25 protein-coding genes are annotated in these 26,671 nt (G+C 69.6%); 8 read left to right on the plus strand and 17 right to left on the minus strand.

What is annotated here, in order from left to right; genetic code table 11:
- Positions 1–102: 102 nt before the first annotated feature.
- Positions 103–2,334: a bifunctional diguanylate cyclase/phosphodiesterase gene (locus AC07OZ_RS01680; protein WP_495465431.1), complete on the plus strand. Its 2,232-nt coding sequence runs from the start codon at positions 103–105 to the stop codon at positions 2,332–2,334.
- A gap of 234 nt (positions 2,335–2,568) precedes the next feature.
- On the plus strand, positions 2,569–3,969 hold the full coding sequence (locus tag AC07OZ_RS01685; protein WP_495465432.1) for a sigma 54-interacting transcriptional regulator: 1,401 nt from the start codon (positions 2,569–2,571) through the stop codon (positions 3,967–3,969).
- On the opposite strand, the gene AC07OZ_RS01690 is transcribed toward AC07OZ_RS01685, so the two are convergent.
- The 9 genes from AC07OZ_RS01690 to AC07OZ_RS01730 all read right to left on the minus strand — a co-directional run bounded on the left by AC07OZ_RS01690 (position 3,917) and on the right by AC07OZ_RS01730 (position 14,371).
- Positions 3,917–4,711: an amidohydrolase family protein gene (locus tag AC07OZ_RS01690; protein ID WP_495465433.1), complete on the minus strand. Its 795-nt coding sequence runs from the start codon at positions 4,709–4,711 to the stop codon at positions 3,917–3,919. The two genes, AC07OZ_RS01685 and AC07OZ_RS01690, sit on opposite strands and share 53 nt — an antisense overlap.
- The gene (locus AC07OZ_RS01695; protein ID WP_495465434.1) at positions 4,708–6,033 is read right to left on the minus strand and encodes a peptidoglycan recognition protein family protein; all 1,326 of its coding nucleotides are present in this window, start codon (positions 6,031–6,033) and stop codon (positions 4,708–4,710) included. The genes AC07OZ_RS01690 and AC07OZ_RS01695 overlap by 4 nt, the downstream gene beginning before the upstream one ends.
- Positions 6,034–6,057: 24 nt before the next feature.
- Positions 6,058–7,305 carry a hypothetical protein gene (locus tag AC07OZ_RS01700; protein WP_495465435.1) on the minus strand — a complete coding sequence of 416 codons (1,248 nt, stop codon included), beginning with the start codon at positions 7,303–7,305 and terminating at the stop codon, positions 6,058–6,060.
- Positions 7,302–8,435, minus strand: coding sequence for an aminotransferase class I/II-fold pyridoxal phosphate-dependent enzyme (locus AC07OZ_RS01705; protein WP_495465436.1), 1,134 nt, complete (start codon positions 8,433–8,435; stop codon positions 7,302–7,304). Before AC07OZ_RS01705 ends, AC07OZ_RS01700 begins: the two co-directional genes overlap by 4 nt.
- 16 nt (positions 8,436–8,451) lie before the next feature.
- On the minus strand, positions 8,452–10,587 hold the full coding sequence (locus AC07OZ_RS01710; RefSeq protein WP_495465437.1) for a carboxypeptidase-like regulatory domain-containing protein: 2,136 nt from the start codon (positions 10,585–10,587) through the stop codon (positions 8,452–8,454).
- Positions 10,587–11,906 (minus strand): hypothetical protein, encoded by a 1,320-nt coding sequence (locus AC07OZ_RS01715; protein ID WP_495465438.1) that lies wholly within the window; start codon positions 11,904–11,906, stop codon positions 10,587–10,589. Before AC07OZ_RS01715 ends, AC07OZ_RS01710 begins: the two co-directional genes overlap by 1 nt.
- Positions 11,907–11,912: 6 nt before the next feature.
- Positions 11,913–13,124, minus strand: a complete 1,212-nt coding sequence (locus tag AC07OZ_RS01720) for a hypothetical protein (RefSeq protein ID WP_495465439.1) — start codon at positions 13,122–13,124, stop codon at positions 11,913–11,915.
- Between the two features lie 191 nt (positions 13,125–13,315).
- Positions 13,316–13,966, minus strand: a complete 651-nt coding sequence (locus AC07OZ_RS01725; RefSeq protein WP_495465440.1) for a DMP19 family protein — start codon at positions 13,964–13,966, stop codon at positions 13,316–13,318.
- Between the two features lie 9 nt (positions 13,967–13,975).
- Entirely contained in the window at positions 13,976–14,371 is a 396-nt protein-coding gene (locus AC07OZ_RS01730; RefSeq protein ID WP_495465441.1) for a nuclear transport factor 2 family protein, read from the minus strand.
- Between the two features lie 176 nt (positions 14,372–14,547).
- Between AC07OZ_RS01730 and alkB the strand changes: the two genes are divergently transcribed.
- Both alkB and AC07OZ_RS01740 read left to right on the plus strand, forming a co-directional pair.
- Positions 14,548–15,198, plus strand: coding sequence for a DNA oxidative demethylase AlkB (alkB, locus tag AC07OZ_RS01735; protein ID WP_495465442.1), 651 nt, complete (start codon positions 14,548–14,550; stop codon positions 15,196–15,198).
- Between the two features lie 151 nt (positions 15,199–15,349).
- The gene (locus AC07OZ_RS01740; protein ID WP_495465443.1) at positions 15,350–15,796 is read left to right on the plus strand and encodes a hypothetical protein; all 447 of its coding nucleotides are present in this window, start codon (positions 15,350–15,352) and stop codon (positions 15,794–15,796) included.
- On the opposite strand, the gene AC07OZ_RS01745 is transcribed toward AC07OZ_RS01740, so the two are convergent.
- Positions 15,781–15,903: a hypothetical protein gene (locus tag AC07OZ_RS01745; RefSeq protein ID WP_495465444.1), complete on the minus strand. Its 123-nt coding sequence runs from the start codon at positions 15,901–15,903 to the stop codon at positions 15,781–15,783. The two genes, AC07OZ_RS01740 and AC07OZ_RS01745, sit on opposite strands and share 16 nt — an antisense overlap.
- Before the next feature lie 83 nt (positions 15,904–15,986).
- Between AC07OZ_RS01745 and AC07OZ_RS01750 the strand changes: the two genes are divergently transcribed.
- From AC07OZ_RS01750 to AC07OZ_RS01760, 3 genes are all read left to right on the plus strand, one after another.
- On the plus strand, positions 15,987–17,249 hold the full coding sequence (locus AC07OZ_RS01750; RefSeq protein ID WP_495465445.1) for a putative Na+/H+ antiporter: 1,263 nt from the start codon (positions 15,987–15,989) through the stop codon (positions 17,247–17,249).
- Between the two features lie 68 nt (positions 17,250–17,317).
- Positions 17,318–17,752 carry a YciI family protein gene (locus AC07OZ_RS01755; protein WP_495465446.1) on the plus strand — a complete coding sequence of 145 codons (435 nt, stop codon included), beginning with the start codon at positions 17,318–17,320 and terminating at the stop codon, positions 17,750–17,752.
- Positions 17,749–18,120, plus strand: a complete 372-nt coding sequence (locus tag AC07OZ_RS01760) for a YciI family protein (protein WP_495465447.1) — start codon at positions 17,749–17,751, stop codon at positions 18,118–18,120. The genes AC07OZ_RS01755 and AC07OZ_RS01760 overlap by 4 nt, the downstream gene beginning before the upstream one ends.
- A 32-nt stretch (positions 18,121–18,152) precedes the next feature.
- On the opposite strand, the gene AC07OZ_RS01765 is transcribed toward AC07OZ_RS01760, so the two are convergent.
- The 3 genes from AC07OZ_RS01765 to AC07OZ_RS01775 all read right to left on the minus strand — a co-directional run bounded on the left by AC07OZ_RS01765 (position 18,153) and on the right by AC07OZ_RS01775 (position 20,663).
- On the minus strand, positions 18,153–18,521 hold the full coding sequence (locus AC07OZ_RS01765) for a glyoxalase superfamily protein (protein ID WP_495465448.1): 369 nt from the start codon (positions 18,519–18,521) through the stop codon (positions 18,153–18,155).
- 37 nt (positions 18,522–18,558) lie between these two features.
- Complete coding sequence (gene truD / locus AC07OZ_RS01770; protein WP_495465449.1) at positions 18,559–19,572, minus strand: tRNA pseudouridine(13) synthase TruD; 1,014 nt, start codon at positions 19,570–19,572, stop codon at positions 18,559–18,561.
- A 158-nt stretch (positions 19,573–19,730) separates the two neighbouring features.
- Positions 19,731–20,663, minus strand: a complete 933-nt coding sequence (locus AC07OZ_RS01775; protein WP_495465450.1) for a homocysteine S-methyltransferase family protein — start codon at positions 20,661–20,663, stop codon at positions 19,731–19,733.
- Between the two features lie 127 nt (positions 20,664–20,790).
- Here AC07OZ_RS01775 and AC07OZ_RS01780 point away from each other — a divergent pair, with 127 nt between their 5' ends.
- Positions 20,791–21,240: a hypothetical protein gene (locus AC07OZ_RS01780; RefSeq protein WP_495465451.1), complete on the plus strand. Its 450-nt coding sequence runs from the start codon at positions 20,791–20,793 to the stop codon at positions 21,238–21,240.
- Positions 21,241–21,316: 76 nt separating this feature from the next.
- On the opposite strand, the gene AC07OZ_RS01785 is transcribed toward AC07OZ_RS01780, so the two are convergent.
- The 4 genes from AC07OZ_RS01785 to AC07OZ_RS01800 form a co-directional block, all read right to left on the minus strand.
- A complete protein-coding gene (locus AC07OZ_RS01785; protein ID WP_495465452.1) occupies positions 21,317–21,751 on the minus strand; it encodes a hypothetical protein in 435 nt (144 codons plus the stop codon).
- A gap of 32 nt (positions 21,752–21,783) precedes the next feature.
- Positions 21,784–22,485 carry a DUF4349 domain-containing protein gene (locus AC07OZ_RS01790; RefSeq protein ID WP_495465453.1) on the minus strand — a complete coding sequence of 234 codons (702 nt, stop codon included), beginning with the start codon at positions 22,483–22,485 and terminating at the stop codon, positions 21,784–21,786.
- Between the two features lie 364 nt (positions 22,486–22,849).
- Positions 22,850–23,545, minus strand: a complete 696-nt coding sequence (locus AC07OZ_RS01795; RefSeq protein WP_495465454.1) for a phosphatase PAP2 family protein — start codon at positions 23,543–23,545, stop codon at positions 22,850–22,852.
- Between the two features lie 83 nt (positions 23,546–23,628).
- Positions 23,629–26,658, minus strand: a complete 3,030-nt coding sequence (locus AC07OZ_RS01800; protein WP_495465455.1) for a protein kinase domain-containing protein — start codon at positions 26,656–26,658, stop codon at positions 23,629–23,631.
- Positions 26,659–26,671: the final 13 nt, after the last annotated feature.

The raw sequence follows: 26,671 nt of genomic DNA on the forward strand, positions 1-26,671 counted from the left end.
TGCGCGCGCCGGTCATCCCCGAATGTGGGGACTCGGGAAAACACAGGGGCCGAGGCCGCGTCACGGGTGTCGGACGGCGTCCGGCTGAGGCACCATCCCGGCATGCCGCTTTCCGATCCGCAAGTCCTCGTCGACGGCGCCGTGCGCCGCCGGCGCCGCATGACGGCCTGGCTGGTCGGCGCCAACCTGACCGTCGCGCTGGTGCTGGGCGCGCTCGTCGCGCATGTGCTGGCCACGTCCCACCGCGCCTACGCGGCGCAGGCGCGCGACGTGTCCGAAGGGCTGGCCGCCGTCGCGCAACTCAACGTCGCCGCCGAGATGGGCCGCGTCGACGCGGTCCTGCGCGCGACCGCGGGCGAGATGGAACGGCTGCTGGCCGCGCCGGGCGGCGCCTCCGACGCGGTGCTGAACGAGGTCCTCAACGCGCGCTTCGGCCTGCTCTTCGGCATCGAGGCGCTGCGCGCCGCCGACGCGACCGGGCAGGTGCGCTGGGGCACGCGGCTGCCGGCCAACTCGCCCGCGTCGATCACCGATCGCGACTTCTTCATCAAGGCCCGCGACCTCTCGAAGCCCGTGACGCAGGTCACCGGCCCGCTGGTCTCGCGGGTGTCCGGCAACTGGGTGATCGGTTTCGGGCGGCCGCTGGTGGTGCGCGACCGCTTCGCGGGTTTCGTCTACGTGACCGTGGGCGTCGATCATTTCCGGCATCTCTTCGAACGCTACGACCTCGCGCCGCTCGACGCGATGACGCTGCGCCGCGACGACCTGCGGCTGGTCGCGCGCATGGCGCCGGGCAGTGCGGCGCAGGGGAAGGTGGGCGACACGCAGGTCACGGACAAGCTGCGCGAGATGCTGGCCGCGCAGCCGCGCCAGGGGACCTTCGTGTCGATCGTGACGATCGACGGACAGGACCGCACCACGGCCTACCGCGCGCTGGACGACTGGCCCTTCGTCGTCTACGCCGGCGTGAACAACGATCGTTTTTTCCAGCCCTGGCGGCAGCAGGCCGGGACGGTGGTCTCGCTGGCCGCGCTCGCGTGGCTGCTGGTGGCGCTGGCGATGTGGCAGGTCCATCGCGCCACGCGGCGGCAGGACCGGGCGATGCAGGCGCTGGCCGATCAGGGCCAGCGGATCCAGGCGCTGATGCGCGTCTCGGCCGACGGCATCCACATCGTCGACCGGCGGGGGCGGCTGGTGGAGTTCAGCGACGCGTTCGCGGAGATGTTGAAGTCGACGCGCGTATCGCTGCTGGGGCGGCACATCGCCAGCTGGGACGTCAACCAGGACGAGGCCGCGATCGCCGGCTGGCTCTCCCGGATCAAGGCGGGGGACCGGCAGCGCATCGACGTGCAGCACCGGCGCGACGACGGCGAGGTCATCGATGTGGAGCTGCAACTGAGCGTCACCGAGATCGGCGGCGAGCTGCTGGTGTTCTCGTCGGGCCGCGACGTCACGCAGCAGCGGCGCCTGCAGCGCGAGCAGGCGGCGATGCTGGACAGCGACCTGGTCGGCATGGCGAAGATCGCGCGCCGCACGATCACCTGGCGCAACCGGGCGGTGGAACGGCTGCTGGGCTACGGCCCGGGCGAGTTGCAGGGCGCGTCCGCGCGGGTCTTCTACTGGGACGAAGAGCAGTTCGAGGAGGTGGGCCGGCAGGTCTACGCGGCGATGGCCGAGCACGGCTACTACCGCTCGCAGATCCGGATGCGGAGCAAGTCCGGCGAGGCGGTGTGGGTGGACTTCGGCGCGGTGCCCTTGTCGGACACCGAGATCTTCGCGATGGCGGTCGACATCACCGCGATGAAGACGGCGCATGAGAACCTTGCGCACGCGGCCTTCCACGACGCGCTGACGCAGTTGCCCAACCGCGTGCTGCTGTACGACCGGATCGAGCAGGCGCTGGCGCTGGCGCGGCGCGAGCGCAAGCAGGTGGCCGTCTGCTACCTGGATCTGGACGGCTTCAAGGCGGTCAACGACGCGCAGGGGCACGACGCGGGCGACCAGCTGCTGCAGACCGTGGCGGCGCGCCTCATGGCGGGCATCCGCCCGCTGGACACGGTGGCGCGGCTGGGCGGCGACGAGTTCGTGCTGGTCCTGACCTGCATCGAGGACGGGGAATGGCGGGCGGTGCTGGCACGTGTCGTCGACGCGATCGGCGAGCCGATCGTGTTGACCTCCGGAGTGACCGTGACGGTGGGCGTGACCGCGGGCGTCGCGGTGTTCTCGCCGGACGACGAGGCCGGCGCGCATGAGCTCATCGAGCGCGCGGACCACGAGATGCTGCGCGGGAAGCGCGATGGGAAGGGCCGGGTGAGGGCGGGTGAGGGCGGGTGAGGGCGGGATGAGGGCGGGGTGATGGCGGTGTGACCACAAGATGAAGTCGTCGATCTTTCTCCGCTCTGCCTCATCAGCACTGCGGAAGCATCTCGTTGCATCACGAGGTTAGGGATGTCGCCCAGGACCACAGAACCTAGACTGACTCGGACGTGATCGCGGTTCAGGCCTCTCGAAAGGGAATGGGAAGGTCGCCGGTTACGAATCGGACAAGACATTCCTTGGGGGGAGCACTTGGCGCCGTCGGCCTGGATCGCCTTTACCGGGTCGTGCGACGCCGGTCTGCATGAGCGATGCCTCTCGCTGCTGGCGCGCGCGGGCATCGCCGCGAGCGCGTCGACGCCCGAGGACGGCGCGACGCTGGGTCTGGTCTTTTTCGGCGCCTGCGACGACGAAGTCCTCACGCTGTTGCGACGGCATGGCGACAGCGCACTGGTGCTGGCGATCTGCGTCGGCGCCGAGGCCCTGTCGAGCGCCGCGCAATGGCACCTCGTGCATGCCGGCGCGCGCGATGTGCTGCAGTGGCCCGAGCTGCCCGCGACGGCCGACGAGATCAGCGCGCGGCTGCAGCATTGGCGCCGGGTCGATGCCCTGGTCGATTCGCCCGCGGTCGCGTCCTGCCTGGTCGGCACCAGCCCGGCGTGGCGGCGCACGATGCGCGGCGTGATCGAGGCGACGGTCTCCACCTCGGCGTCGGTGCTGATCACCGGCGAAAGCGGCACCGGCAAGGAGCTGATCGCGCGGCTGATCCACGACCTCGACCCGCGTCCCGACAAGGGCGAGTTCGTCGTCGTCGACTGCACGACGCTGTCGCCGGAGCTCTCCGGCAGCGAGTTCTTCGGCCATGAGCGTGGCGCCTTCACCGGCGCGGTGGGATCGCGCGAAGGCGCCTTCGCGCTGGCCCACAAGGGCACGCTGTTCCTCGACGAGGTCGGCGAGCTGCCGTGCGAGCTCCAGGCCCGGCTGCTGCGCGCGGTGCAGGAGCGCCAGTACAAGCGCGTGGGCAGCAACACCTGGCAGCACAGCGACCTGCGCCTGGTCTCGGCCACGCACCGCGATCTGGTGCGCGGCATCGCCGACGGCAGCTTCCGCGCGGACTTCTACTACCGCATCGCCGGCTGGCAGTGCCGCACGCTGCCGCTGCGCGAGCGCAAGGACGACGTGCTGCCGCTGGCGCTGCACTTCATGCGCGAGCTGCTGCCGGCATCGAACGGGCGGGAAGGGCGGGACGGGCCAGAAGGTCCGGCCGTCGAGCCGACCATCGATCCCGCGGTGCGCGAGTTCCTCGTCGCCCGCGACTACCCCGGCAACGTGCGCGACCTGCGCCAGCTGGTCACGCGCATCTGCCAGCGCCACTGCGGCCGCGGGCCGATCACCGTCGGCGACATCCCGCCGGAGGACCATGCGGTGCCCGGCGCGCCGCCGCTGTGGCCGGACAACAGCTTCCGGTCGGCGGTCCGCTCGGCGGTGCAACTGGGCATCGGCATGAAGGACATCAGCCAGCGCGCCACCGAGCTCGCGGTGGAGATGGCGCTGGAGTGCGAAGACGGCAACCTGCAGCGCGCCGCGGCGCGCCTGGGCGTCACCGACCGTGCCTTGCAGATCCGGCGAGCCAGCCAGCGCGCGCTGGTGTGAGCGTGGCGCGGCGCCGTGCACGCGCGGTCAGGCGCAGCAGGTTGCCGCCGGTCACCAGCGCCTCGTCCGACGCGGACAGGCCGAGCGCGCGCACCTTGGCCAGCTCGACGCCGGGATGCAGCCACGGGCCGTCGCTGCCGAACAGCAGCTTGTGCGCGCCGGCGCGCTGCACGGCCTCGGCCAGGATGTCGAAGCGGCGCACGCCGGAGGTGTCGGCGTGGATGTTGGCGTGGCGCACCAGCGGATCGATCAGCGCGCGCTGCGCGCGCCAGTCGTCGGAGAAACTGCCCAGGTGCGGCACGATGAAGTCCACGTCGGGGAACTCCTGCGCCAGCAGCTCCGCCTGCGCCGTTTCTCCGACCACGTCGTAGAGCACCGGCAGCGCGTATTCGCGCGCCGCCTCGCAGACCTCGCGCGAGATGTTGGCATCGTGGCGATGCAGCTTGATGCCGACGAAGCCGTGCTCCTCGACGCCCGTGCGCACCAGTTCGCCGATGCGACCGCGGTCGCGCGCCGCGTTCACGAAGACGAAACCGATCCAGCGCCGCGGCTGCGCGGCCACGATGCGCGCGACCTCGGCATTCGCTCGCTCGTAGTCGGAGTGGAAGGCCGCGAAGATCACCGTGCGTCCGATGCCGGCCTGCGCGGCGCGCCGCGCGTAGTCGCGCAGCGGCGCGCCGCTGTCCCACGGCCCGGTGAAGCCGTCGCCGGGGCCGGCATGGCAGTGGCAGTCGATGATCATGGCCGTGCCGGGGCGACGTGCTCGAACTCCCACGCCACGCCCTTGGGCAGGACGAGCTGTCCCGCCGGCATCGGGAGGCGGACCTTCGGATCGATCGCGGTCTTCGTCACCGCGACGGACATCAGATCCGCCAGGTCGGGCGGCAGGACATGCTTGATCCGAATCGCGCCGAGCGTGGGCGTCAGCTTGTAGGGCAGGTCCTTGTCGCCCAGCTTTCCGGCGCGATGCATCAGGCGGACGAGCGCGAGCTCGACCATGCGCACCACGCCGGCCACCCCTTGCGCGCCACGATGGCCGCGGACCTTGGCCAGGTAGTAGCGCAGCGCCTTGTGGTCCCGCTCGAGGTCGACGTGTTCCTTGTCGCCCATGCGCCGGCCGAAGGTGTCGCTCATGCCGACTTTCAGGATCGTCGGCGTGGTCGGCGTGGCACCGGGTTTGAAGGCGATGTAGACGCCTCCGAAGTGCTGGAAGGCGCTGCCGGCCTTGCGGATCTGCGCGCGCGTGAAGGACCCCTTCAGCCATTCCAGGTCGGCGCTCAGGGGACCGAAGGCGCTCTCCTGCTCGCCTTCCTGTTCGCCGTGTTCACCGACCTCGCCGACCTCACCGAACTCGGCCTCCTTGACCGGCGCGCTGCGCCCCCAGGTGCGCCACAGCTCGGGGATCGCGTTGCCGTCGCCGACCTTGAAGCCCGATCCGCCGTCGCTCAGCTTCAGCGTGTCGACGGCCCATTGCCCGACGTGGTACCAGATGTCGGGACCGGGATCGTTCTCGCGCGAGGCGCTGCTCTGGCGGTGCGCCAGGATCGTCTTCAGCCCGATCTTCGCGACCAGATGGCGCACCAGCCGGCGGCCGGCTTCCAGCTGCGCCGGCGTGACCTGGTCGCGGCCGTACTTGTCGCCCTGCCACCACTTGCCCTTGGTGTTGGGGAAGTTGCCCGCGAACTCCACCGCGACGCTGCCGTGATTGAAGCCGTTGCTGGCCCAGACCATCGCGAGCTCCGGGTGCAGTTGCAGGATGCGGCCGTCGGCCATGATCGCGAAGTGAGAGCCGATCTTCAGGTAGTCCGTCAACGCGTTCTTGCGGTTGCGGCAGCAGGCCATCTGGTGCAGCACCAGCGCCTTCACCTGCGAGGCCGGCCGCATGCCGTGGCGGTTGCTCTTGTCGGCCTTGTCGGTCAGGTCGATGATGCCGGCGCCCCCGCCGGCCGCATCGGCCAGCTTGCCGGCGACCTGTCCGGCGATCTGACCGATGCGGCTGCCGATGCCGCCGATCACGCTGCCCAGGCCCCATTCGCCGACGATCTCGAATTCACGCGTGTCCATGTGCGTCTCCCGGTGAGCGCCTGATCAGACGCCGTGCAAGACCAGCGTGGCGCCGCGGCGTGTCCAGGTGCCGCCATGGCGGCGGCCCGCGGCGCCCGGTCCGCCCGGACGAGCCGGCGTGCCCGGCGCACCCGGCATGCCTGGCAGCACGCGGCCGCTGAAATGCGGCAGGTGCTGCTGCGCGGCGGCGGCCACCGCGGCCTCGAACTCGGCCGGCGCGGTGCCGTCGGCGGTCTGCTGCGCGGCCGTGCCGGCGATGCGCACGAAGCGGCGCGCCATCTCGAACTCGCGGTCCTCCAGCTCCAGGCCTTCGAATTCCATCTCCAGCGCCGAGCTCACCGCGCTGCCCAGCGCCGTGCCGAGCGCGGTGCCGACGCCCGGGATCGGGATCATCGACCCCAGCGCACCGCCGACGAAGGGCAACGCCTTCTTGGCCACCGCCTTCAGCACGCCCGAGAAGGGCTTGGCGATCTTGCCGACCGTGCCGGCCACCTTCTTGACGCCTTTCCACAGCTTGCCGAGGAACTGCTCGAGTTCGGCCTCGCTGGACACCGACAGCAGTTCGGCGGCGAGGGCGATCTCCTCGGCCTCGCTGAACGGCGAACCGGACTCGCCCTGGCCTTCGTATTCGCCTGCGTATTCCCCGGCGTATTCCCCTGCGAATGCGCCCTCGTGTTGGCTCTCGTGCTGACCCTCGTATTCGTACTCGCCCGCGAACTGCCCTTCGTACTGGCCTTCGTACTCGCCCAGGCCTTCGTTTTCGTATTCCCCTGCGCCCTCGGCGGCGAACTCGAAGGTCTCCTGGGCGCCACCGCATCGGGGGCAGTTGCAACGGATCGGGTGCATGCTCATCTCCTCGCTGGGGGCATCGGGCGCCGCCGCCGGACCAGGGTCGGCAGCGGGAACGGGGGCAGGTTCTGGTGGCGCATACGGTGGCGCATAGGGGGGCGCATAGGGCGACGCCAGGCACTGCTGCATGCAGCGCTGGTAGCGCGAGCCGGGACCACCCCAGGCCGGCCACGGCGCGGGTTCCCAGGCGGGGCCGCCATAACGGCCCCAGGGCGACGAGCGCGAGGGCCGGGACGATGGCGACGGGGGCCGTTGCGACGACCGTTGGGGCGATCTCCGTTGTGACGACGGATAGCGGCGCTGCGAACCGCCGTAACGGGGACCGCCGGAGCGGCCGCCCCGATAACCGCGCTCGAACTCTTCGGACGCGGTTTCGAATTCGTTGCCGGTGGACAGCAACTCGAAGGATGTCGTGGGATTCATGGAGCCTCCGCAAGGAAGGGGTGGATGGGGCGCCGCAACGCGGTCAGGGCTTGCACGAGCGCCGACACGGCTCGCTCGATGCAGGCCGCGGTGTGTGTCGCGGTGATCACGAAACTCAGGCGCGCCTGCGATGGCGGGGGCGGTTGATCCGACGCGCCTTCGGCGTGCAGCACGGTGCGGACCTGTCGCCGCAGCAGCGCGGCGTGCAGCGCCGACATGTCGACGCCGGGCAGCGGCGCGAGCGATTGCACCGGGAAATCGCCACCCGTGCAGCGCAGGCGCAGCGCCGCAAGCCGGCTTCGGAACTGCCGCACGCGTTGCATCAGGCGAGCCCGCAGCGCATCACCGAAGCGGCGGTTCAGCGCCAGCGCGTGGCGCGCCGCCTCGATCACCGCCAGCGTCGGCGGGCTGGTGTGCACGCGTGTCTCGCTGCGGGCCTCGAACCAGCGCAGCGTCGCGGCGCTGCCGGACAGCACCGCCATCGGCACGCCGAAGCCTTTGGCCAGCGATGCGCCGACGATCACCGGCGCGCCCTCGAGGCCGTGCTGGCGCAGCGACCCGCCGCCCGCGGGCCCGAGCACGCCGAGCGCCTGCGTGTCGTCGAGCACCAGGCAGCCGCCATGGCGCGCGGCCGTCGCGGCGTAGCGGCCGATCGGCGACTGATGCTCGCGGCCTGGACGGAAACCGTCGCAGACGATGAGCAGCCGCGGACCCGCGCCGCCGGTCCCAGTGTCCTTGGTGGCCTGGGCTGCACGGGCGGCGAGGCGTTCAAGCCCATCGGCATCGGCCGCCGCGAAGCCATGCACCGTCGCGCCGCGCGCCGCGGCGCGTTCGATGCCCCAGCGCGCGATGGCGTAAGTGCCGTCTTCGACGCAGATCACGGTGCCAGGTCTTGCCAGCTGCCCGAACAGGTCCCAGAACAGGTGCAGCGTCGACGGCAGCAGCGTGGCCGCCTCGCAGCCCTGCAGCGCAGCGAGTTCGCGCGCCACCGCGTCGGCGCCTGGCGGCGCCTGCAGCGCCGCGGGGCGGCCCAGGCTCAGGGCCGGCCAGCCCCGGATGCCGTCCAGCGGGTGGTGCGAGCCCACCGGATGACGCAGCCCCAGGTACAGCGACGACGTGAAGTCGAGCATGGCCGCGCTCCCGGGGTCAGGCGTTGCGCTGCTGCTGGGCCAGCCGGCGCTGCATCAGCAGCGACGGCGGGGTGGCATCGGCGCTCGGGTCGAAGGTCTCGCTGCCGAGGTCCACGCCGGTCGCCGCGCGGTACGCGTGGATGTAGCCCTGGACCTGCGGCCGCCAGAAGCGCGCCCAGTTGAAGGCCTGGGTCGGCTCGTAGACCTCGCTCCACGCGCCGAAGCGGATGGACAGCATCATCTGCTCGCCGAAGATCGCCAGGTTGCGGAAGTGCACGACGCTGGTGTCGGTCCAGCCCTGCAGCTTCTTCATCGCATCGACGCGGTCCATCCACGGCTCGGGGTAGGCCACCATGATGCGGCTGGGCAGGAATTCGCGGAACTCGGGGCGGCCGAGCAGCCATTGCTGCATCAGCATCTCGATGCGCGCGGTGGTCGCGAGCTCGCCGAAGTTGTTGTGCGCGCCTTGCGACATCACCAGGTGGACCTCCTTCAGCGCGTTCAGCACGGGGAAGGCGTCGGCCTTGACCGTGGTGTCGTCGTCCTGCTTGTAGAACGAGGTCAGCAGCCGCAGCAGGTGGTGGAAGCCCTCGAGGAACTGCGAGCGCGAGTCGGCGATCCGGAAGTCCTTCACCGCCTTGCCGCGCAGCGTCAGGCCGTACTGGTGGGCGTACTCGGCATTGCGCCGGTTCACGGTGAGCCGATGCTGCTCGTCCTGCGTGTAGCCCCACAGCACGCTGTTCAGCGGGCGCAGCGGGTCGATCTCGAGGTTGGCCAGCGGATCGGGCGTGCCCGGCGCGCCGCGGTTCTGGAAGCGCCGCGTCACCGCGTTCATCGTCTGCACCAGCATCGCCTCCTCGTGCCAGTACGACCAGATCAGCTCGACCAGGCAGGGGTTGGCCAGCTTGTCGTGCACGAAGCCGACGGCCAGGTTGGCGCCGTCCGGGTTGCCTTCGATGATCGGGATGTCGGGCAGCTTGCGCGCCACGAGGGCGAGGTAGGGCAGGATGCCGCCGGGCCGTTCGAGGTAGCCGTCGAAGCTGCCGCGCGCGTCGTCGAAGGCGGGCAGGTCGCGCCGGTCCAGGTAGGCGTTGTCGTGGCGCGGATGGAAGGCGTTGTCGTGTTCGCCGCCCTGCAGCACGCCGCAGTTGACCATCACGAAGGCTTCGGTCGCGGCCTTCAGCACGCGGTACGCGTCGCTGTCGTTGAAGGGCAGGAAGCGCTTCAGCGAGAGCTTCTCGAACGCCTCCTTCTCGGCTTCGAAGCCGCGGCCGCCGTGGCCGCCGTGGCCACCTTGGCCGTTCACGCCGCCATCGCCGAAGCCCCTCCGATCGCTGCCTCGGTCGCCGTGGCGCGGACCGTGGCGCCGGCCGCCGAACAGCACGTCCATGAAGCGCAGGTAGTGGTTGAAGCCCAGCGCATCGGTGCCGTTGCGGATGGCGAGCCACAGTGTCATGTCTTCGGTCGGCTCGGTCTCGGTGCGGGTGAGCGCGATGCCGAGCTGCCCGGTGACGGGCTGAGCCGGCAGCGGGGCGACATGGCCGGCGTGGGTCAGCGTCAGCGCGGACGGGGGCTTGCCTGCGGCGACGCCCAGCGCCGAAGACCGCAGCTCGTAGGCGAACTCGAAACGGCCGGCGTGCGACACGGCGGTGGAGAACGTCGTGGCGGTGTTGTCGTGGGACAGCTCGGTCGACCCGGGCGGCGGAACGATGCGGACCTTGGCGTCCTTGGCGTGACTGACCGTGGCCTTCAGATGGTCGCCGGCCTGGGGCGCGCGGCAATCCAGTTCCTTGCAGTCGCGCGACAACCAGCGCGGCTCCAGTTGGGCGCAGAAGTCCGGTTCCAGGTCTTGCCTGCACGCGCCGCGTTCGCCGACGGTGAAGCTCTCCGACCATGTCTTCGGGTGGTGCAGGAAGCAGAGCCTGTAGCTGCCCGATTCGACGTCGTCGAATCGAAGATGGCCGTCGTCGTCGCTGTGCTTGAGCTGCCGCAGGTCGTCGTCGGCCGGCCATGTGCCGGCCTCGAGTCCGGCGGCGTTGAACAGGCCGACCTGGGCCTGGGCGATCGGACGGTGCGCGCCGCCGTGGTCGCGCACCCGGACCTCGATCGAGGCCCGGCGATCGTCGTCGTGGTCGTGGTGGTGCTTGCTCATCAGGGTTCTCCTTCGGTGGAAGTGAAGCGGCGGCCCTGCGCCGCGGCGCAGGCCAACGAGGTGTCCAGCGTGCTGGTGAGCGCCCAGTGCGTGAGCAGCTTGCCGAGCAGCAGGGATTCGTCCTCGGGACTGAGTCGGCCGTCGCAGCGCGCCTGGCCGATGACCGCGAAGACGAGCGACGGCGGCGCCCGGTACATCAGCGCCGGCACCCGCGTCCAGAGCCGGAACAGCGCCGTGAGCCGGGCCGGCCGCCGTTCGGCCACGTCCAGCACCTGGGCCAGCGTGCGGCCGCGCAGCGCCGCGGGGCGGTGTTGCACGAGCACGCTGACGAAGGCAGGCATCAGCGCCTGCAGGCGATCCAGCAGACGCAGCGACTCGGCATCCAGGCCGCGGGTCGGATAGAAGGCTTCCCACATCGCGGCCAGCCGCGCCCACTGCGGATGCGGGTAGAGCGCGTCGCCCATCGCGCAGCTGAGCTTCACGCGCAGCCACGGCACCGGGTGCGGGTCGTCGACGTTGATGCGGAAGACGAAGGCGCGCGGCAGGCTGACCACGGCCATCAGCCCGGTCGGCGCAGCCACGCCGATGCGCGCGACGGACCAGAAGTCGGCGACGATCTCGCTGATCCAGCGTTCGTAGAGGCCCCACGCCACCGCGCCGTCGCCGGCGCCTTGCTGCAGCCCGCGCAATACCGGGCGCAGCGAATCGACGAGGCCGAGCAGCGCCGCGGCCTGATGGCCGACCTCATGCACGAGCGACGAGGCGATGCCGCTGCCGATCATGCGTTCGCGCGGCACGCGGATCACGGCCACGGGACTCGTGCCGCCGCCGGGCAGGCGGGTGCGCGCGCGGCGGATGGCCGCGCCGGGGCCGCGGTCGAGGTAGCAGATCACCGGCGGCGACTGGTAGTAGCGCCCGCGCAGCGCGAGCGCGTCGGCCGACAGCACGTCGAGGCCGGAGAGCCAGACGCCGCTCTCGTTCTCGCTGCGCTGCGTGACGACGTCGCTGAAGAGGTCGAACTGCGTCAGCACGGCGTTGAACTTCAACCGCAGATAGGCGAAGCGGCGTTGCGCCTCGGCGGCGCTGGCGCGTTGCGCGGCGCTGCTGGCGAGCCAGCCCATGAAGCCGTGGACGAGGCGGCGCAACTCGCGCCGGCCCGCGATGAGGTGGCCTTCGATCGCGCTCTGCGTGGCCGGCAGCAGGTTGGCCGCGGGCAGCATCGGCTCGACCAGCGCGAAGGGCTTGACCCGCGCCAGCCGCGTCAGCAGCGCTCGCGATTCCTGCATCAGGAACCACGCGGGATAGGTGCCGATGGCCATGGTGGTTCACGCGCCGAAGATGACGATGCGATGGCCGCGGCGGACCCAGCGGCCGCTGGTGGCGGCGCCCGGGCGTCCGGCGGTCTGCGGGGTGTTCGCGCCAGCCGCGGCGCCACCGGTGAGCAGGCCCGGCGCGTGCTGCTTCGCCGCGGCCACGGCGGCCTGCTGCGCGACGGCGCGCGGGTCGGCGTTGGGCGGCGCGGAGGCGGCCTGCGCGGCGGTCTGCGCGGCGAGGCGCACGAACTGCTTGGCGCCTTCGAACTCGCGGTCCTCGCCGGCCATCTCGGCTTCGAGGCCGAGCGCGTTGCTGGCGGCGTTGGCCAGGCCGCTGCCGATCTTGGCGCCCAGCGGCCCGCCGAAGTAGGTGCCGATGGCGGTGCCCGCCATGGGCAGCGCCTTCTTGGCGACACCCTTGAGCACGCCGCCGACGGCCTGCCCGATGGGGGAGCGCGCGAAGGACCCGACGGCCTTGGTCGCGCGGCTGACGAGGTCGCCGAGGAAACGGTCGAGCTCGTTTTCGTTGGCGACGGACAGCAACTCGCCGGCGAGCTCGAGTTCTTCGGCCTCGCTGAACGCGCCGGATTCTGTCGACCACTCGTTCTCTCCGTATTCGAACTGCTCGTTCTCGTACTCCATCTGGTTGCGATCGATGTCGTGCATGGTGGGCTCCTGGGTGAGAGGGGGTGAGGAAAGCAGACCGGGGGCGTGATGGCGCGCGGCCAGTGCCAGCGCGGCCTGCGCGGCGCGCTGGGGTGACGGGCGGTCAGGGGAGGTGACGAGGTGGCGCACGGCGTCGGCGGCCAGGCGCACGAAGTTGCGGGCGAGCTCGAATTCCTTGTCCTCGGGACTGAGGCCTTCGAGCTCGAGGCCGGCGGCGCGCGTCGCCGCGGCCAGAGGCTGGTTGCCACGCGGGCAGGCGGTGCAGGGGAGGACGCGGAGGGCGGCCTGGCTGAGCGCGCCTTGCAGCGCGCGCGCCGCGGCAGGATTGACGGATGTGCCGATCTGATGCGCCGTGCGGGCGATCAGGTGGTTGAGCGAAGCGGCCAGCGCTGGCGCGCTGCGCGCCTCCAGCAACTGCGCGGCGAGCTCCAGCACCTGGCCTTCGTTGAAGACACCGACCGAGGCCGGGGTGCGCTTCGCGACGGCGGCCAGCGGCCCCGGCTGGGGGGCTTCCTGGACCTCGGTCTCCGGGCTGTATTCGGCCAGTGGATGCGACATGGGGCGGTGCTCCTTGCCTCATCTTTTGCAAGCACCGTGCCACTGCGTTGGCGTGTGGATCTACCTGGGAAATGGCCCCGGAAGCGTCGAAGGCGGCGAAGCGCGATTCGCTTTTCGGCGTGGCGAGGGCTTCATGGCCGAAAGGACGTTCGTCCGTGGCTGTCTGGCGCGTGCGGCGTCGACCGCGGCGATCACTCCCGGAACTGCTCGATGTGCCGCTTCAGATACTCGACGCGCAGGGCGGGAAACTTCATCGCCAGTGCCATGAACGGGTCGTCGTAGGCGTTCAGCGGCGAGCCCTTGTAGGACTCTGAAAAGGCCTGCAAGGAGCCTCGCGCCTTGAATGGCGCGAGCCGCGGACGATCCTGTTCCGCGACGCGCCACACCTGTTCGAACTGGGCGGCCGCTTCGTCCGCGCCCAGGGCCCGCAATGCGGCCGGCACTTGCGGCGCGGATTCTCCCGAACTGTTCCAGAAGAACTGATTGAAGCCGCCGTTCGCCACCTCGGCTTCGACGATGAACGAGACGTGGAAGATCTGGAATCCGCGCGGCAGGGCGGCCAGCGGCTTCGGCTCGCCGATCTGTCCGTGGATGCGACCTTCGATGTACGCGATCACGGCGGCATCGAGCTTGTCCTCGGGGATGGCGCGCCACGCGTCGTCGTTCAGTGTGGTCAAGCGCGGGCGCCGGGCTTCCTCTTCGCGTGCCTTCCGTTCGATCTCCTGCAGCGACTGGCGCAGCTCGGGCGACATCGCGCCTTGAGCGCCAGGCGCGGACGATGAGCTGGGATTGCAGGCGGTGGTTCCGAGGAGCACGGCGGCGGTGAGGAGTGCGAATCGCATGGCGTCAGGTCACAAGGCTGGCACGGCCGTCGCCTTCGACCACACGGCCATCCAGCCGGCCGCGCGGCGCTCGTAGACGTCCATGTGCCAGCAGTCGACGATCTTGCCAGACGGGAAGCTCAGTCGCGCGTGGTAGCGGATGACAGCGAGGTCCTCCGACGCGCGGACTTGCATGTCGCTGTGTTCCCAGCCGGCGTAGAAGGGCGCCTCGGCGATCAGCGCGAGGTACTCGTCGCGACGGAAGAGCCGGCCTGCGGGCGTGATGAGCTCGTACTCCGGCGCGTGCAGCGATTCGATGAGCGGCATGTCGCGCTCGACGATGGCGCGGGTGCGGCGGATCTCGAGGGCGGGGAAGAAGTCCTCGGGGTGGAGGGCGTTGGGGAGGTCTTCGCTGCGGCTGCTCATCATCAGCTTTCGAGGTGGATCAGTCGGTCGGTGTCTTGCATGTTGTCGAGGTCGCCGTTCCTGCACACTTCAAGGCAGTGGCTTCGGGCATTGTGGCGGGCTTCTTGGCCTGCAAGGGCAGAGGTCCGGACTGGCCCATTCCTTCAACCTGATCTTTCACGACACGAGGTCACAGCGTGAGCACACGGGGACTGTTCGACGACATGGACATCGATGGCGTCCAGGAGATCGGCCCACGGGCGCGCGTGCTGCGGGGATTCGCGCGGCCCGTCGCCGGCGAGTTGCTGAAGGCGATCGCCGAGGTGGAACGGATCTCTGCGTTCCGCCACCTGGTGACCCCGGGCGGCTACACCATGTCCGTCGCGATGACCAATTGCGGCACGCTCGGTTGGATGTCGGATCGTCGGGGTTACCGGTACACCACGATCGATCCCGAGACGGGGTCGCCCTGGCCGGCGATGCCTGAGGTGCTCAGGCGTCTCGCGCACGACGCCGCGGCCGCAGCCGACTTCGAGCGATTCGAACCCGACGCCTGTCTGGTGAACCGCTACGCGCCCGGCGCGAAGCTGAGCCTCCATCAGGACAAGGACGAGCAGGACCTGGACGCGCCGATCGTGTCGGTGTCGCTGGGCATGCCAGCTGTCTTCCTGTTCGGCGGACTGCGACGCGAAGACGCGACCGCGAAGATTCCGCTGTTCCACGGCGACGTGGTCGTGTGGGGCGCCGAGGACCGGCTGCGCTATCACGGCGTCATGGCGCTGAAGGACCATCCCCATCCCGACCTCGGGAGTCAGCGGATCAACCTGACCTTCCGCAAGGCAGGGTGAGCCGCCCGCGCTCAGGCCGCTCTGCACCGCCGTGCTGCCGGAACGGGCGAGGTCCATGCCCGCCCGGCTTCCGACCCTGGCACCTGGCTTGCTCACGCTCGGTCTTGTATCCGTGCGCCCCGGACACCACGAACTCAAGGAGAAACTGGAAATGAACATCACGACGTTGACGGCCGCCTCGATCATCATGCTGGCCGCGGGACTCGCCGGCTGCGACCGCAGGGCTCCCACGCCATCGGATCCCGCTGCCCCGTCCTCGGTCGCCTCATCGCCTGCAGCGTCAACATCGACGACCCCTGCGACGTCAGCGGCAACGCCTGACCCCGCGCAGGCCTGGGCGGGTCGCTGGAACGGCCCGGAAGGCACTTACCTTCAGCTGGACGCCACGGGCGATGCGAGCTACGACGTCCGCATCAAGGACCTGGACGCGGAACGGACGTTCAAGGGCGTCGCCAAGGACGGCGCCATCCACTTCGAGCGGGATGGGAAGCAGGAGTCGATCAAGCCCACCGACGGCAACGCGACGGGCATGAAATGGCTGGCGGGCAAGGCGAGGTGCCTGACCGTTCACCCGGGCGAGGGCTACTGCCGGGATTGAGGTGTTGGCGCTTCTGCCTCCGGGGCGCTGCCCGGCAGCCGTCCCAGTTGCGCCTCGGCCAGCCGGTGGTAGATGGGCACGCTGATCCAGCGCGACACGAGGCGCACCGCTAAACTCCAGCCCGGGTGCAGCACACGGGGTGTCTGCAGGTGTAGCGAAGGTCGGGCCGCCTCGCGGTTCAACGCTGCCCATGTCCATGCATCCTCAGGCCATCGACCTGATCGCCGCCGGCCTTTTCGCCGCGGCCCTCCTGCACACCTTCGCCGCCAAGCAGTTCGAGCGGCTCTCCAGGAAATTCCCCCGTCACGCCGGGCTCCTGCATCTGCTGGGCGAAGTCGAGATCGTCTTCGGCTTCTGGGCCCTGGTGCTCATCGCGACGCTCGCGCTCGTCTTCGGTGGCGACAGCGCCGTGAGCTACGCGGAGTCCCGCAACTTCAGCGAGCCGCTGTTCGTGTTCGTGGTCATGGTGGTCGCGGGCTCGCGTCCGGTGCTCGCGGCGGTGCTGGGCGCCGTCGATCTGGTGGCCCGACTCGTCCCGTTGCCCCGGCCCCTGGTCACCGCGTGGCTGGGCCTGGCCGCGGTGCCGTTGATGGGCTCCCTCGTCACCGAGCCCGCGGCGATGACGCTCGCGGCCTTGCTGCTGGCGCCGCTGGTCTTCCGCGGCGACGTCCCGGAGCCGCCCAAGTACTTCGCACTGGGCGTGCTCTTCGTGAACGTGTCCATCGGCGGTACCTTGACCGCCTTCGCGGCACCGCCGGTGCTGATGGTCGCCGGTGCCTGGGGCTGGAGCAGCGCGTTCATGGCGGGCACCTTCGGATGGAAGGCCGCCCTGGCCGTGATGTTCAACGCGACCCTGGCCGTGCTCGTCCTCCGCAGACATCTGCGAATTCAGCCGCTGGCATCGCGCGAAGAAGCGCCTGCCGTTCCGTGGCCGGCCATCGCCTTCCACCTGGCCCTGTTGGCCGGCATCGTCCTGATGGCGCATCACCCGGTGGTCTTCCTGGGGCTGTTCCTGCTCTTCCTGGGCGTGGCCCAGGCCTATGCCCGGCATCAGGATCCGCTGCTGATCCGCGAGGCGCTGCTGGTCGCGTTCTTCCTGGCGGGGCTCGTGGTGCTGGGCGGGCTTCAGAAGTGGTGGCTGCAGCCGCTGGTGTCCGGGCTGGAGCCGCTGGCGCTCTTCTTCGGCGCCGTGGGCTTGACCGCCATCACCGACAACGCGGCGCTGACCTACCTCGGCTCGCTGATCCCCGGCCTGTCCGATCAGGCGAAGTACCTGCTGGTCGCGGGCGCGGTCGCCGGTGGCGGGCTCACGGTCATCGCCAACGCGCCCAATCCAGCGGGGATGGCCCTGCTCAAGGGCGGCTTCGCCGATGAGACCGTCGGCGCCGGCGGACTGCTCCTGGGCGCGCTGTTGCCCACCGCGACGGCCATCGCGGCGTTCCTGCTGCTTTGATGGGCGCTGAGGGCATCGGGAGGCTTGCTTGCTCCCCCGAACCCATTGGCTTCGAAAAGGAGACGTCAATGGCAAAGTTCATCACCGTGGGGTACGGCGACGAGGCCGGATACCAGCAGACCGATGCCGCCGTGCGAGACGCGGCGCATGCGCACGATGCGAAGCTCAAGGCCGGTGGCGCGCTGATCGGCATCGCGGGTGCGCCGGTGCAGGTCCGCAACCCTGACGACTCGGGCATTCAGACGACATCGGGCGCCTACCTGCGCAGCACCTTGCCGATAGCGGGGTTTGCCGTGATCGAGGCGAAGGACCTGCAGGAAGCTATCGAGCTGGTGTCGAAGACACCTTGCGCCTGGCGCACGGCGTTGTGGAGATCTGGCCGCTTCAGGAACCGCCGCAGTGACGATGACCGGACCCTGCGGCAAGATTTCTGCAGGGCGCTGTCGAATTCCGACGCTCAGCTTCGTCGTCAGTGCATCAACCCCTCAAAGGACTTCCCTTGAAATACCTCGGCCTCGCCTACTACACCCCCGAAGCATTCGCCAAGATGTCGCCCGAAGACGTGAAGGCGCTGGTGAGCCAATGCCCGGCGCTGGACGAGAAGATGCGCGCCACGGGCAAGGTGCTGGTGTCCGCGTCGCTGGGCGATCTGGAGGGCTGGAAGACGCTTCGCCCGAGCGCCGGCAAGACCCACGTCACCGATGGGCCCTACACGGAGGCAAAGGAAGTTGTCGGCGGTCTGTTCATCATCGAGGCGGACAGCCAGGAAGAAGCGCTGCGCATCGCGTCCATGCATCCGGCCGCCACGCTCGGTGAAGCAGGCGGATGGGCCGTCGAGCTGATTCCGATGGACTTCTACCTGAGCCGCTGAGGGCCCTCAAGGCTGGCCTCGACGGACCTGCGTCAGGTGCTGATCGCGTTCGTCAACGTCAACCGGTTCCCGAACGGGTCCGTCACCGAAACGTCCTTGGATCCCCACGGCGTCTCCTCGAGCCCGGGACGGGCGTAGCCGTATTGCCGGCCGATCAATTCCGCGTGGAAGCCTTCGATATCGTCCGTCTCGATGCGCATCGCCGCACCCGGACAGCCGTCGCCATGGTGTTCCGAGAGGTGCAGCACGCAGCCGTCCCGGGAGACCTGCAGGTAGAGCGGAAGTCCAGGTTCGAAGCGATGGTCCCAGTCGACCTGGAAGCCCAGGAACTGCACGTAGAACTCCAGCGCCTTGGCTTCGTCGAAGATGCGCAGGATCGGGGTGGTCTTGGCGAATTTCATGGGCGTGATCATCCTAGGGCTGCAGATGCGGACACCGTCATTCGACAGCCGCGGGCTCGTTCTCCGTGTGGCGGTCGGGCTCCGTGGTGCGGAGGATTTCGTTCAGGACGGAGGTCGCGTAGTTCCCGGCGGGCAAGGAGAACGTGAGCACCAGTTGATCGGCTTGCGGCCATTCCCAGGACATGTCCAGCGGGCTCGTCACCAGGGAGCGACGCTCCTGGTCCAGACCGGCGTGTTCCATGCCGTCGCACAAGGTGGCGTGAGGTTCGGCCACGTCGTTTTCCAGGGCCTGCGCTTCATCGGTGGTGCTCACGCGGCCCCGTCCCCAGAGCGGTCCGGTGGGCCGGCCCGCCTCGTCCATCACGTCACCGGGCAGGGTCTTGCCCCAGAGTCCCTGACGGATGCGCAGCGCCAGCACTTCATTGAAGACGAAGGAGCGCACCGCCGACAGGTAGATGCCTTTCTTCTTCGGGTTGCGCACGCGGATCTCGCGCGCCAGCATGGCGCGGCCCTGCTCGACGTTGCCGCCCTCAAAGCCGAAACGCTGGGCGCCGAAGTAGTTGGGCACGCCCTGTGACGCCACGGCCTTGAGATTGGCCTCGATGGCGTCGCGGTCGCCGGTCACGTCACGCAGCACGATGCGGAACCGGTTGCCCTGCAGATCGCCGGGGCGCAGCTTCTTCACGTGGCGGGTCTGGCTCAGTACCTTGAATTCGGGGTGCTGAAGCAGAGTCAGGTCGGGCGTCTCGCCCTTGGGTAGATAGATGCTGAACCACTGACGGGTGACGGCGTAGCGGTCCTTGAGGCCGGCATAACCCACGTCCTTGTCCTCCACGCCGGCGGCCTCGGCCAGCTGCTGGGCGACGAAGGCGGTGTTGGCGCCGTTCTTCTCGATGTCGAGCCAGATGTGTTCGCCCGCACCGGAGGGCAGTTGCAGCGGCAGTTCGGTCACGATGAAATCCTCGTTGAGGAGTTTCAGCGTGGCGCTGGCGCCGCTCGCCGGATAAGCGTTGGGCCAGTGTGGCAGGGTCGTGTATTGAGCGTCGGTCATGGGCAGTCTGACGGCACCAGCTGTGGATGGGGACAGGCTGTCTGGCCGACCAGGGGCAGTCGAAACGGTGATTCTCTCCCGGCCCGCAGGCCTCGACGAGCATCACGGTGACGAACAAGGGCGACACGTCATCGCCGTGGCGCCATCCGCCCCCGCCCCTAGCTGACCCATGCATCCCGCACGGCACGAAGGTGTCGCCAGTCGGTGCCGCAGCAGCCGCCCAGCACATTCAACCGCGGCAGGGCACTCTTGAGGCCCCGGTACCGTTGAGCAAGGTCCTTGGGATCTCCGATGTCCAGTTCGGTCGATTCATCGAGCTCGGCGTGGCTCTTCGTCGAGGCGTTGGGACGTAGACCGTGGATGCGCGCTGTCCACGGCTCGCCGGCTGACGGGGCATTCTCGAAGTGGGTCGGGTGTGCGCAATTGATGGCGAAGTAGGCCGGCGGAGCGGACGCGTCCACGCGTTGGATGGCGTCACCCAGCGCCTCGCCACTTGGCAGTCGGCCGTCCGTCTCGACGGTGAACGAGATGGCGACGGGCAATCCCACGCGCTGTGCCGCCAGGGAGATGCCCAGGGCTTCAGCCGAGGTGGTCATCGTGACGGCCGCGAGCATGTCGACCCCGCCTGCGGCCAGCGCCTCGGCCTGCAGCCGGTGATAGTCGGCGGCGCTGTCCACGCTGTCGGGCGCCTGCGCCACATAGCCGTCTCCCCGAGGACCGATGACACCGCTGACGACCATCGGCCCGCTGAGGCGTGGCGCCCAGCGCGAACGCATGCTGCACATCAATTGCGCGGCCTGGGTGTTGAGCGCTCGCAGGCGCGCGGCATCCATGCCCAGCAGCGTGGCCCAGTCCGGACTGGCGCGCCACGTGGGCGTTTCCAGTACGAAGCCGGCCCCGGGCGTCTCGCCACAGAGCTCGAGGTAGGGGACGTAGTAGCTCTTCAGGCGCTCGCGGCCAAGCTCATCCTCCAGCAGCGTGAACGCGGCGAAGTAGGGCAGTTCAATCTTGTCGAGGAAGACGAGCGACGTCTCGAGGCCGCCGTCGCTCAGGAAGATGCCACCAGCGAGTTGGGGAAGTGCCCTGTTCATGCGCTGTCTCCTTCGGCCACGTTGCTCTTTCGTGGCGGCACGACGATACGCCGGCGGGGGGCTCTGGGCAATCAAGGGGGCCGTGAGGCTTTGTAGGGCTCGTGGATCGTGCGGTATCGTCGCCGCCATGAATCCAGACTCGCCCACCAGGATCGCGATCGACCATGACGACTACCACGCGGAACATGTCGGAAGGACGGCCGACGGGCGCCAGTTCTTCCTGACCTATCCGTTCGAGCCGGCGAGGAGCGGAAGCCCGGGCGGCGAGTTCAATGCGCTCTACCTGTTCGATTCGACGGGGGAGTTCATCAGCGCGCAGATCGAGTCATTCGGCCCGAGAGGCTCTTTTGACGCCGAAGCGAAAGCGCAGGCCTACCGCCGGCTGCTCGACGGACTGGGGCCGGTCACGTTCCAACGGATCGAGGTGGCCCCGTTCGAGGTCGAGCGGTTTGGCACGAGATTCGGCCTGATCGGACGGGACTGCGACGATCCCGACGATGTGCTGGCGGTCGAAGCGCAGCCGGGGAACTACATGGCGTTCTTTGCGCCTTGGGACAGCGGGGTCTATGACACCTGAACGCGATGGGACTGTCGCCATCGCCGGTCTCATTCGGATTCAACATTGAAGGCATCGCAAGGCGGTTGCGACGCAGTCATCGCGCTCGCCTGCCCAGATACCCGCCGATGACGATCCCGACGGGTGTGGCCAGTGCCCAGATACCGACCACCAGCGCCGAGCGAGGGTTCGGGAGCTGAGCGAAGAAGACGGTACCCACTGCCAGAAGCAACAGGATGCTGATGGCGACGCGGGACCGTGGGGGAGACAACACCGCCGCGACGATTCCCGAAACGACACCGCTGAGGAGGCTGACCGCCTGGACGACGAACCAGCCGGCAGACCGTGTGTCCCTCATTTCGCGGAGCCCGTCCAGATGGCGAGGCTCAATGAATGTGCCGGCCAGGTCCCGGATGAGAATGACTGCGTACAGCAGCAATATCGACGCTCCGAAGTGAGCGACGATGCCGGCGATCACGGCAATCCAGGTCCGCCGCCAGCGAGGTGTTGATTGAATGGCGTCTGTCGTCATTGGGCTTCAGGTTCAGAGGGGACGAAGGGGGCTCAGCGGGGCTTGCGTCGCCGCCACAGCTTGCGACCGATCCAGAACAGCAGCCCGAGGACGACGGACCAGGGCAGCAGGTAGGCCACGCCCGTGATGGCCGACGAGATGCCCTGCGAAAGACTCCCGCCGAAATCCGACGCGGCGAGCGAGATCGGCTGCCAGAACGACTTGTCGCGCCCGGCCTGGAGGTTGATGGTGAGGATCTCCGTCTCCACGCGACGCACCAGGTTGGCCTGTGTGCCAGTCGCGGCCTCGAGCTCACTCTGCACCTGCGCCAACTCGCGGGTGAGCTTGATCAGGGCATCCGCATCGTTCCCCGGCCGCTTGCGCAAGGTTTCCAGCTCCGAGCGATAGGTGGTCAGCATGGCCAGCTTCTTCTCGACGTCCTGGATCGGCCCGACCAGATCCTCGGTGGTCGTGGATTGACCGGTGATCTCCCCTTGCTTGCCCATCGAGGCGATCAGCTTCTGGATGCCGCTCGGCTTCGCGCGCAGGCGCAGGCTCGAGGAGGCGTACTTGCCCGTGATGATGCGCGAGTCCAGCACCTCGCACAGATCCGCGGCGGCCTCGCGGCAGGCGGCCAGCGCCGCCTGATGAGTCGCAGCGAGCTTCTCCTCGGCGACCTCGATCTGGAGGGAGTGCTCGTACGCGAGCGTGCGGCGCGGTGCAACAGCGCCGGGAGGGCGCGCGGGGTCAGCCACCGCGACCCTTTCCTTGTGCATGACACCGGCAGGAGCGGACTCGCTCTTCGGGGCGCACCCTGTGAAGACAACGAGGAACAGACACGCGATCAGCAGACGATTCATCGGCACTCCGACGGTGAAGGGCATGAGGCGGGTTGAATGCGGGGCGCATTGCACGGCCCGAAGCGCCCATTTGAGAGGACCGCAGTTTGCCTCACCGGATCCGGAGTGCGAGGGTTTGCTCCCTGGACGGCGAAGGAGGGGCAGTCACATCCCCCGGCACAAGAGGACGGTCCGCGAGAGCGCGACGAAGACCGTCATGCCCGTTCCGGCGACGCCGAGGACGTTGAGCAGAGAATGGCCACGCCTCATTTCCCGCACCTCAGGTTGCTGAGAGGGCTCGGCACTGCGGCGACGCCGTCAGAAGAATCGCCGCCACGCCCAACGCCGCGCCTGCCGGCACATCCAGCACATGGTGCTGATACGTGGTGAGCACCGAGACGCCGATCAGCACGAACCACGCATGCAGGCCCGCGGCCCATGCGCCGCGCAGCACCGGCGCGAAGCGCGCCCACATCAGCACCAGCACGCCGATGTGCAGCGACGGGGCCCGGTTGTACGGCATGTCGCAGTGGCCGAGCAGATCGAACATGGCGCCGATCACGCCGTCGGTCGGCGGCCGCTCGAAGGTGAAGCGCAGCGGGAACACCGCGTAGCAGAGCACCGACACGACCAGCACGATGAGCAGCCGCAGCACATGGCGGCGCAGTCGCCCGCTGTCCGCGTCGATGAAGAACGACAGCACGAAGAAGACGCAGATCGACAGATAGGGGACCACGGTCCAGCTCACGAAGGGGATCGCGCGTTCCCACGCGAACACACCGGCGCCCACGTCCGTCCGCAGACTCGTCAGCTGGTTGGACAGCGTGTACAGCGCGGCGTAGGCCGCCGACGTCCCCACGGCGCAGGGCAGGGGGCGCCAGCGCAGCGGCTGCACGGCCGGTGTGGCGCGGCCTTCGGATCTGGCATGGCCGTCGGATGTGGCGTGGCCTTCGGACCAGGGGATCGGATAGCTCATCGGGGATCTCCGGCGCGGATGCCTTCATCCGCCTATCCCTGATTACGAGATCCCGATCCCGAAGCGGACATCGCCGCCCGTCGTCACGGCAGGTCGACCGGCTTTCGCTGGGCAGCGCGGATCGCGCGGACCTGCGCCTGCAGCCGGTTGGCCTCGGCGTCGTTGCGCAGCGCGCGTTCGGCTTGAGCCAAGGCATCGATGGCATCGGCCACCGCGGGACTCAGCGCGGGGTCGTAGAGCTGCCGGTGCAGTCGCACGGCGTCCCGCAGCAGCGGCGCCGCGGCCTCGGCCTGGTGTTGCCGGAGCAAGGCCTGACCCAGCACCAGCGTGGCGATGGCCTGGTTGTCCCGTTGGTAGTCGGCATGCCCGCCGCTGACGATGGCGGCGAGCGCCTGCCGCGCCTGCGCTTCCGCCACGTCGGGATGGCCGGCGTTCAGTTCGAGCCAGGCGGACTCGGCCTGCTCCGTCACGGGCTCGCTCGCGGTGGGGGCAGGCGGCACCTTTCTCGCGGCGCGCTGCGCCTGCAGGCCCGCCAGCGCCTCGCGCGCCTGGCCGCTCTGCACCTGCCACTGCCGCAGCGCCAGGCTGTAGAGCCTGCCCGGCGGCTTGCCGGCGGGTGTGGCCTGCCGCTGGCGCTCCAGCAAGGTCTGCGCTTCGGCCAATCGACCGAGGCTCGTCAGCGCCAAGGCGCGGTCCGTCAGCACCTGCTCGTCCATGCCGTCGACCGGGTGGGGCTTTCCGAGCACCGCCACGTCGTCGCTGCTGACGGCCAGCGCCGCTTGCGTATGACCGTAGTTCGCCAGCGCGCGCGCCTGCCACATGCGGACCCAGCGGCGCTGCGGCAGATCGGCCGGCGCGGTCCCGCTCCAGCGCCAGGCCGGCGCCAGCGCCGTCAGGGCGTCGCGGAAGCGCCCGCCCAGGTTGAGGAAGATCGCGAGGTGCGTCTGCGTCTCCGCCACGCGCACCGCGTTGGCGTTGCGCGCGATCTCCGCCTCCATGCCCTTGCGCATGCTGGTCTCGGCTTCGGCGTACCGGTTCAGCGCGCGCTGGGAGTGGCCGAGGAACTCATAGAGCAGCGACAGCTCGCCGGCGCCCAGCGGCGGGTTCGCTTCGCAGAGCTGGACGGCCTCCGTGTAGGCCGCCTGCGCGCGCTCGAAGGACCTGTCGTACAGGGCCGCGTCGCCCAGGATGTGCAGCACCAGCAGCAGGTCGGCGTTGGAGTTGCCGCGGCGGGCGATCGTCAATGCGCGCTCGGCGAAGGCCATCGCCAGGACCGGGTCCGCGCGCCGGTTCAGCGATGCCTGGCCGATCTCCACCTGCAGGCGCGTCGGCGAGGTGCTGTCCTGCCGCGCATCCAGCACGGCCGTGGCTTCCTTCAACAGCGCAGTCGCTTCATCCCGCTTGGTGTTGAGCGCCAAGGCGTTGGCCAGCGCCGTCATCGCCAGCACCGCCTCGTCGCTGGTCGGTCCGTGCCACTCGCGCGCCACCGTCAGGCGCTGACGTTGCAGGTCGACCTCGCGCTCGTTCAAGCCCAGGTCCTGGTACATCGAGGCCAGGACGGTGAGCAGCCGCAGTCGTGCGGCAGGCGCGTCCTTGAGTTCGGCATTGATCCGGTCCGCGCCGCGGTCCAGCAACTCACGGGCGGTCGTGTCGCGCGCCTTCGCCGGATCGGCCTGGTCGGCCGTGTTCGCGCGGAAGACGCCTTCGAGGAAGCCCTGCACGGCGCGCGCGGTGGCCGCTTCGGCCTGCGCGCGCTGCGCCTGCAGACCCGCCTGGTGGGCCTGCCACAGCGCGACCGACGCACCGCCGATCAGCGCCACCGCGGCGATGGCGCCGGCCGCCACCGGCAGCCGGTGCCGTTGCACGAGCTTGGCCATGCGATACGCGAATCCATCGGGCCGCGCCTGGACCGGCTCGCCGTCCAGCCAGCGTCGCAGGTCCTGCGCGAAGGCGTCCATCGTCGGGTAGCGATCGAGGGGCGACTTCCTCAGCGCATGGTTCAGGATCGCATCGAGGTCGCCGCGCAGCTGTCGGCGCAGCGAGCGGTCGGCGCCCGGATCCGCGTTCCTGCCGGCATTGCCGTCGCCCGCCGTGGCGGCACTGGCAGTGGAAGCGGAGGAGGAGGTGGCGGCGGAAGCAATGGCGATGCTGCTCGCCAACGGGACTTCCGCCGCGGCGATCACCTCTTCCAGCTCGGCCGCGCTGCCGCGCTTGAGGCGATACGGGCGCGCGCCCGCCAGCACCTCGTAGGCCACCACGCCCATGCTGTACACGTCGCTGGCCGTGCCCAGCGGGTCGCCGCGGATCTGCTCGGGACTCGCATAGTCCAGCGTCAGCGCACGGCCGGAGAGTTCGGTCAGCGCGGTGCGCTGCGTGCTGTCGCCCTCGAGCAGCTTGGCGATGCCGAAGTCCAGCAGCTTCACCTGGCCCCCGGGCGTCACCAGGATGTTGCCGGGCTTCAGGTCGCGATGGACGACGAGCCGCGCGTGCGCGTGCCCGACCGCCGCCATCACCTGCAGCAGCAGCTCGACGCGCGCCCGCACCGACAGCGCATGGGCACGGCAGTAGGCGTCGATCGGCATGCCGTCGACATGCTCCATCGCGAGGAACGGCCGGCCGTGCGCGTCGATGCCGGCGTCGTACAGGCGCGCGATGTGTTCGTGCTCGAGCGTCTCGAGGATCTCGCGTTCCCGCTCCAGCCGCTCGGCGAGGCTGTCGCCCCAGACCATGCGCGGCAGCTTCAGCGCGACCCGCCGGTGCATGAGGCCGTCCGTCCGTTCTGCCAGCCACACCGTGCCCATGCCGCCGCGGCCCAGTTCGGCGAGCAGCCGGTAGGTGCCGACGCGGCTGCCCGGGCCGACGCCGTCGAAGGGCGAGGGCTGGTCGGCCGGCGCTTCCGATGCGAACAGCCGCGGCAGCGTGTCGAGGAAGTCGTCCGTCTCGACCTCGGCCTGGTGCGCGAGCAGGGCGCGCAGCGCCTCGCGATGCACGGCGTGCTCGCCGAGCAGTCCTTCGAGCCAGGCCTTGCGCGAGGTCGGCGAGAGGTTGAGCGCCTCGTCCAGCAAGGCGCTGATCGCGGGCCAGTCGCCTTCGAATTTCGAGAGGGTCGTCATGTGTTCATCCGAC

This window comes from Roseateles sp. GW821-FHT09G03 (genome assembly GCF_059416045.1).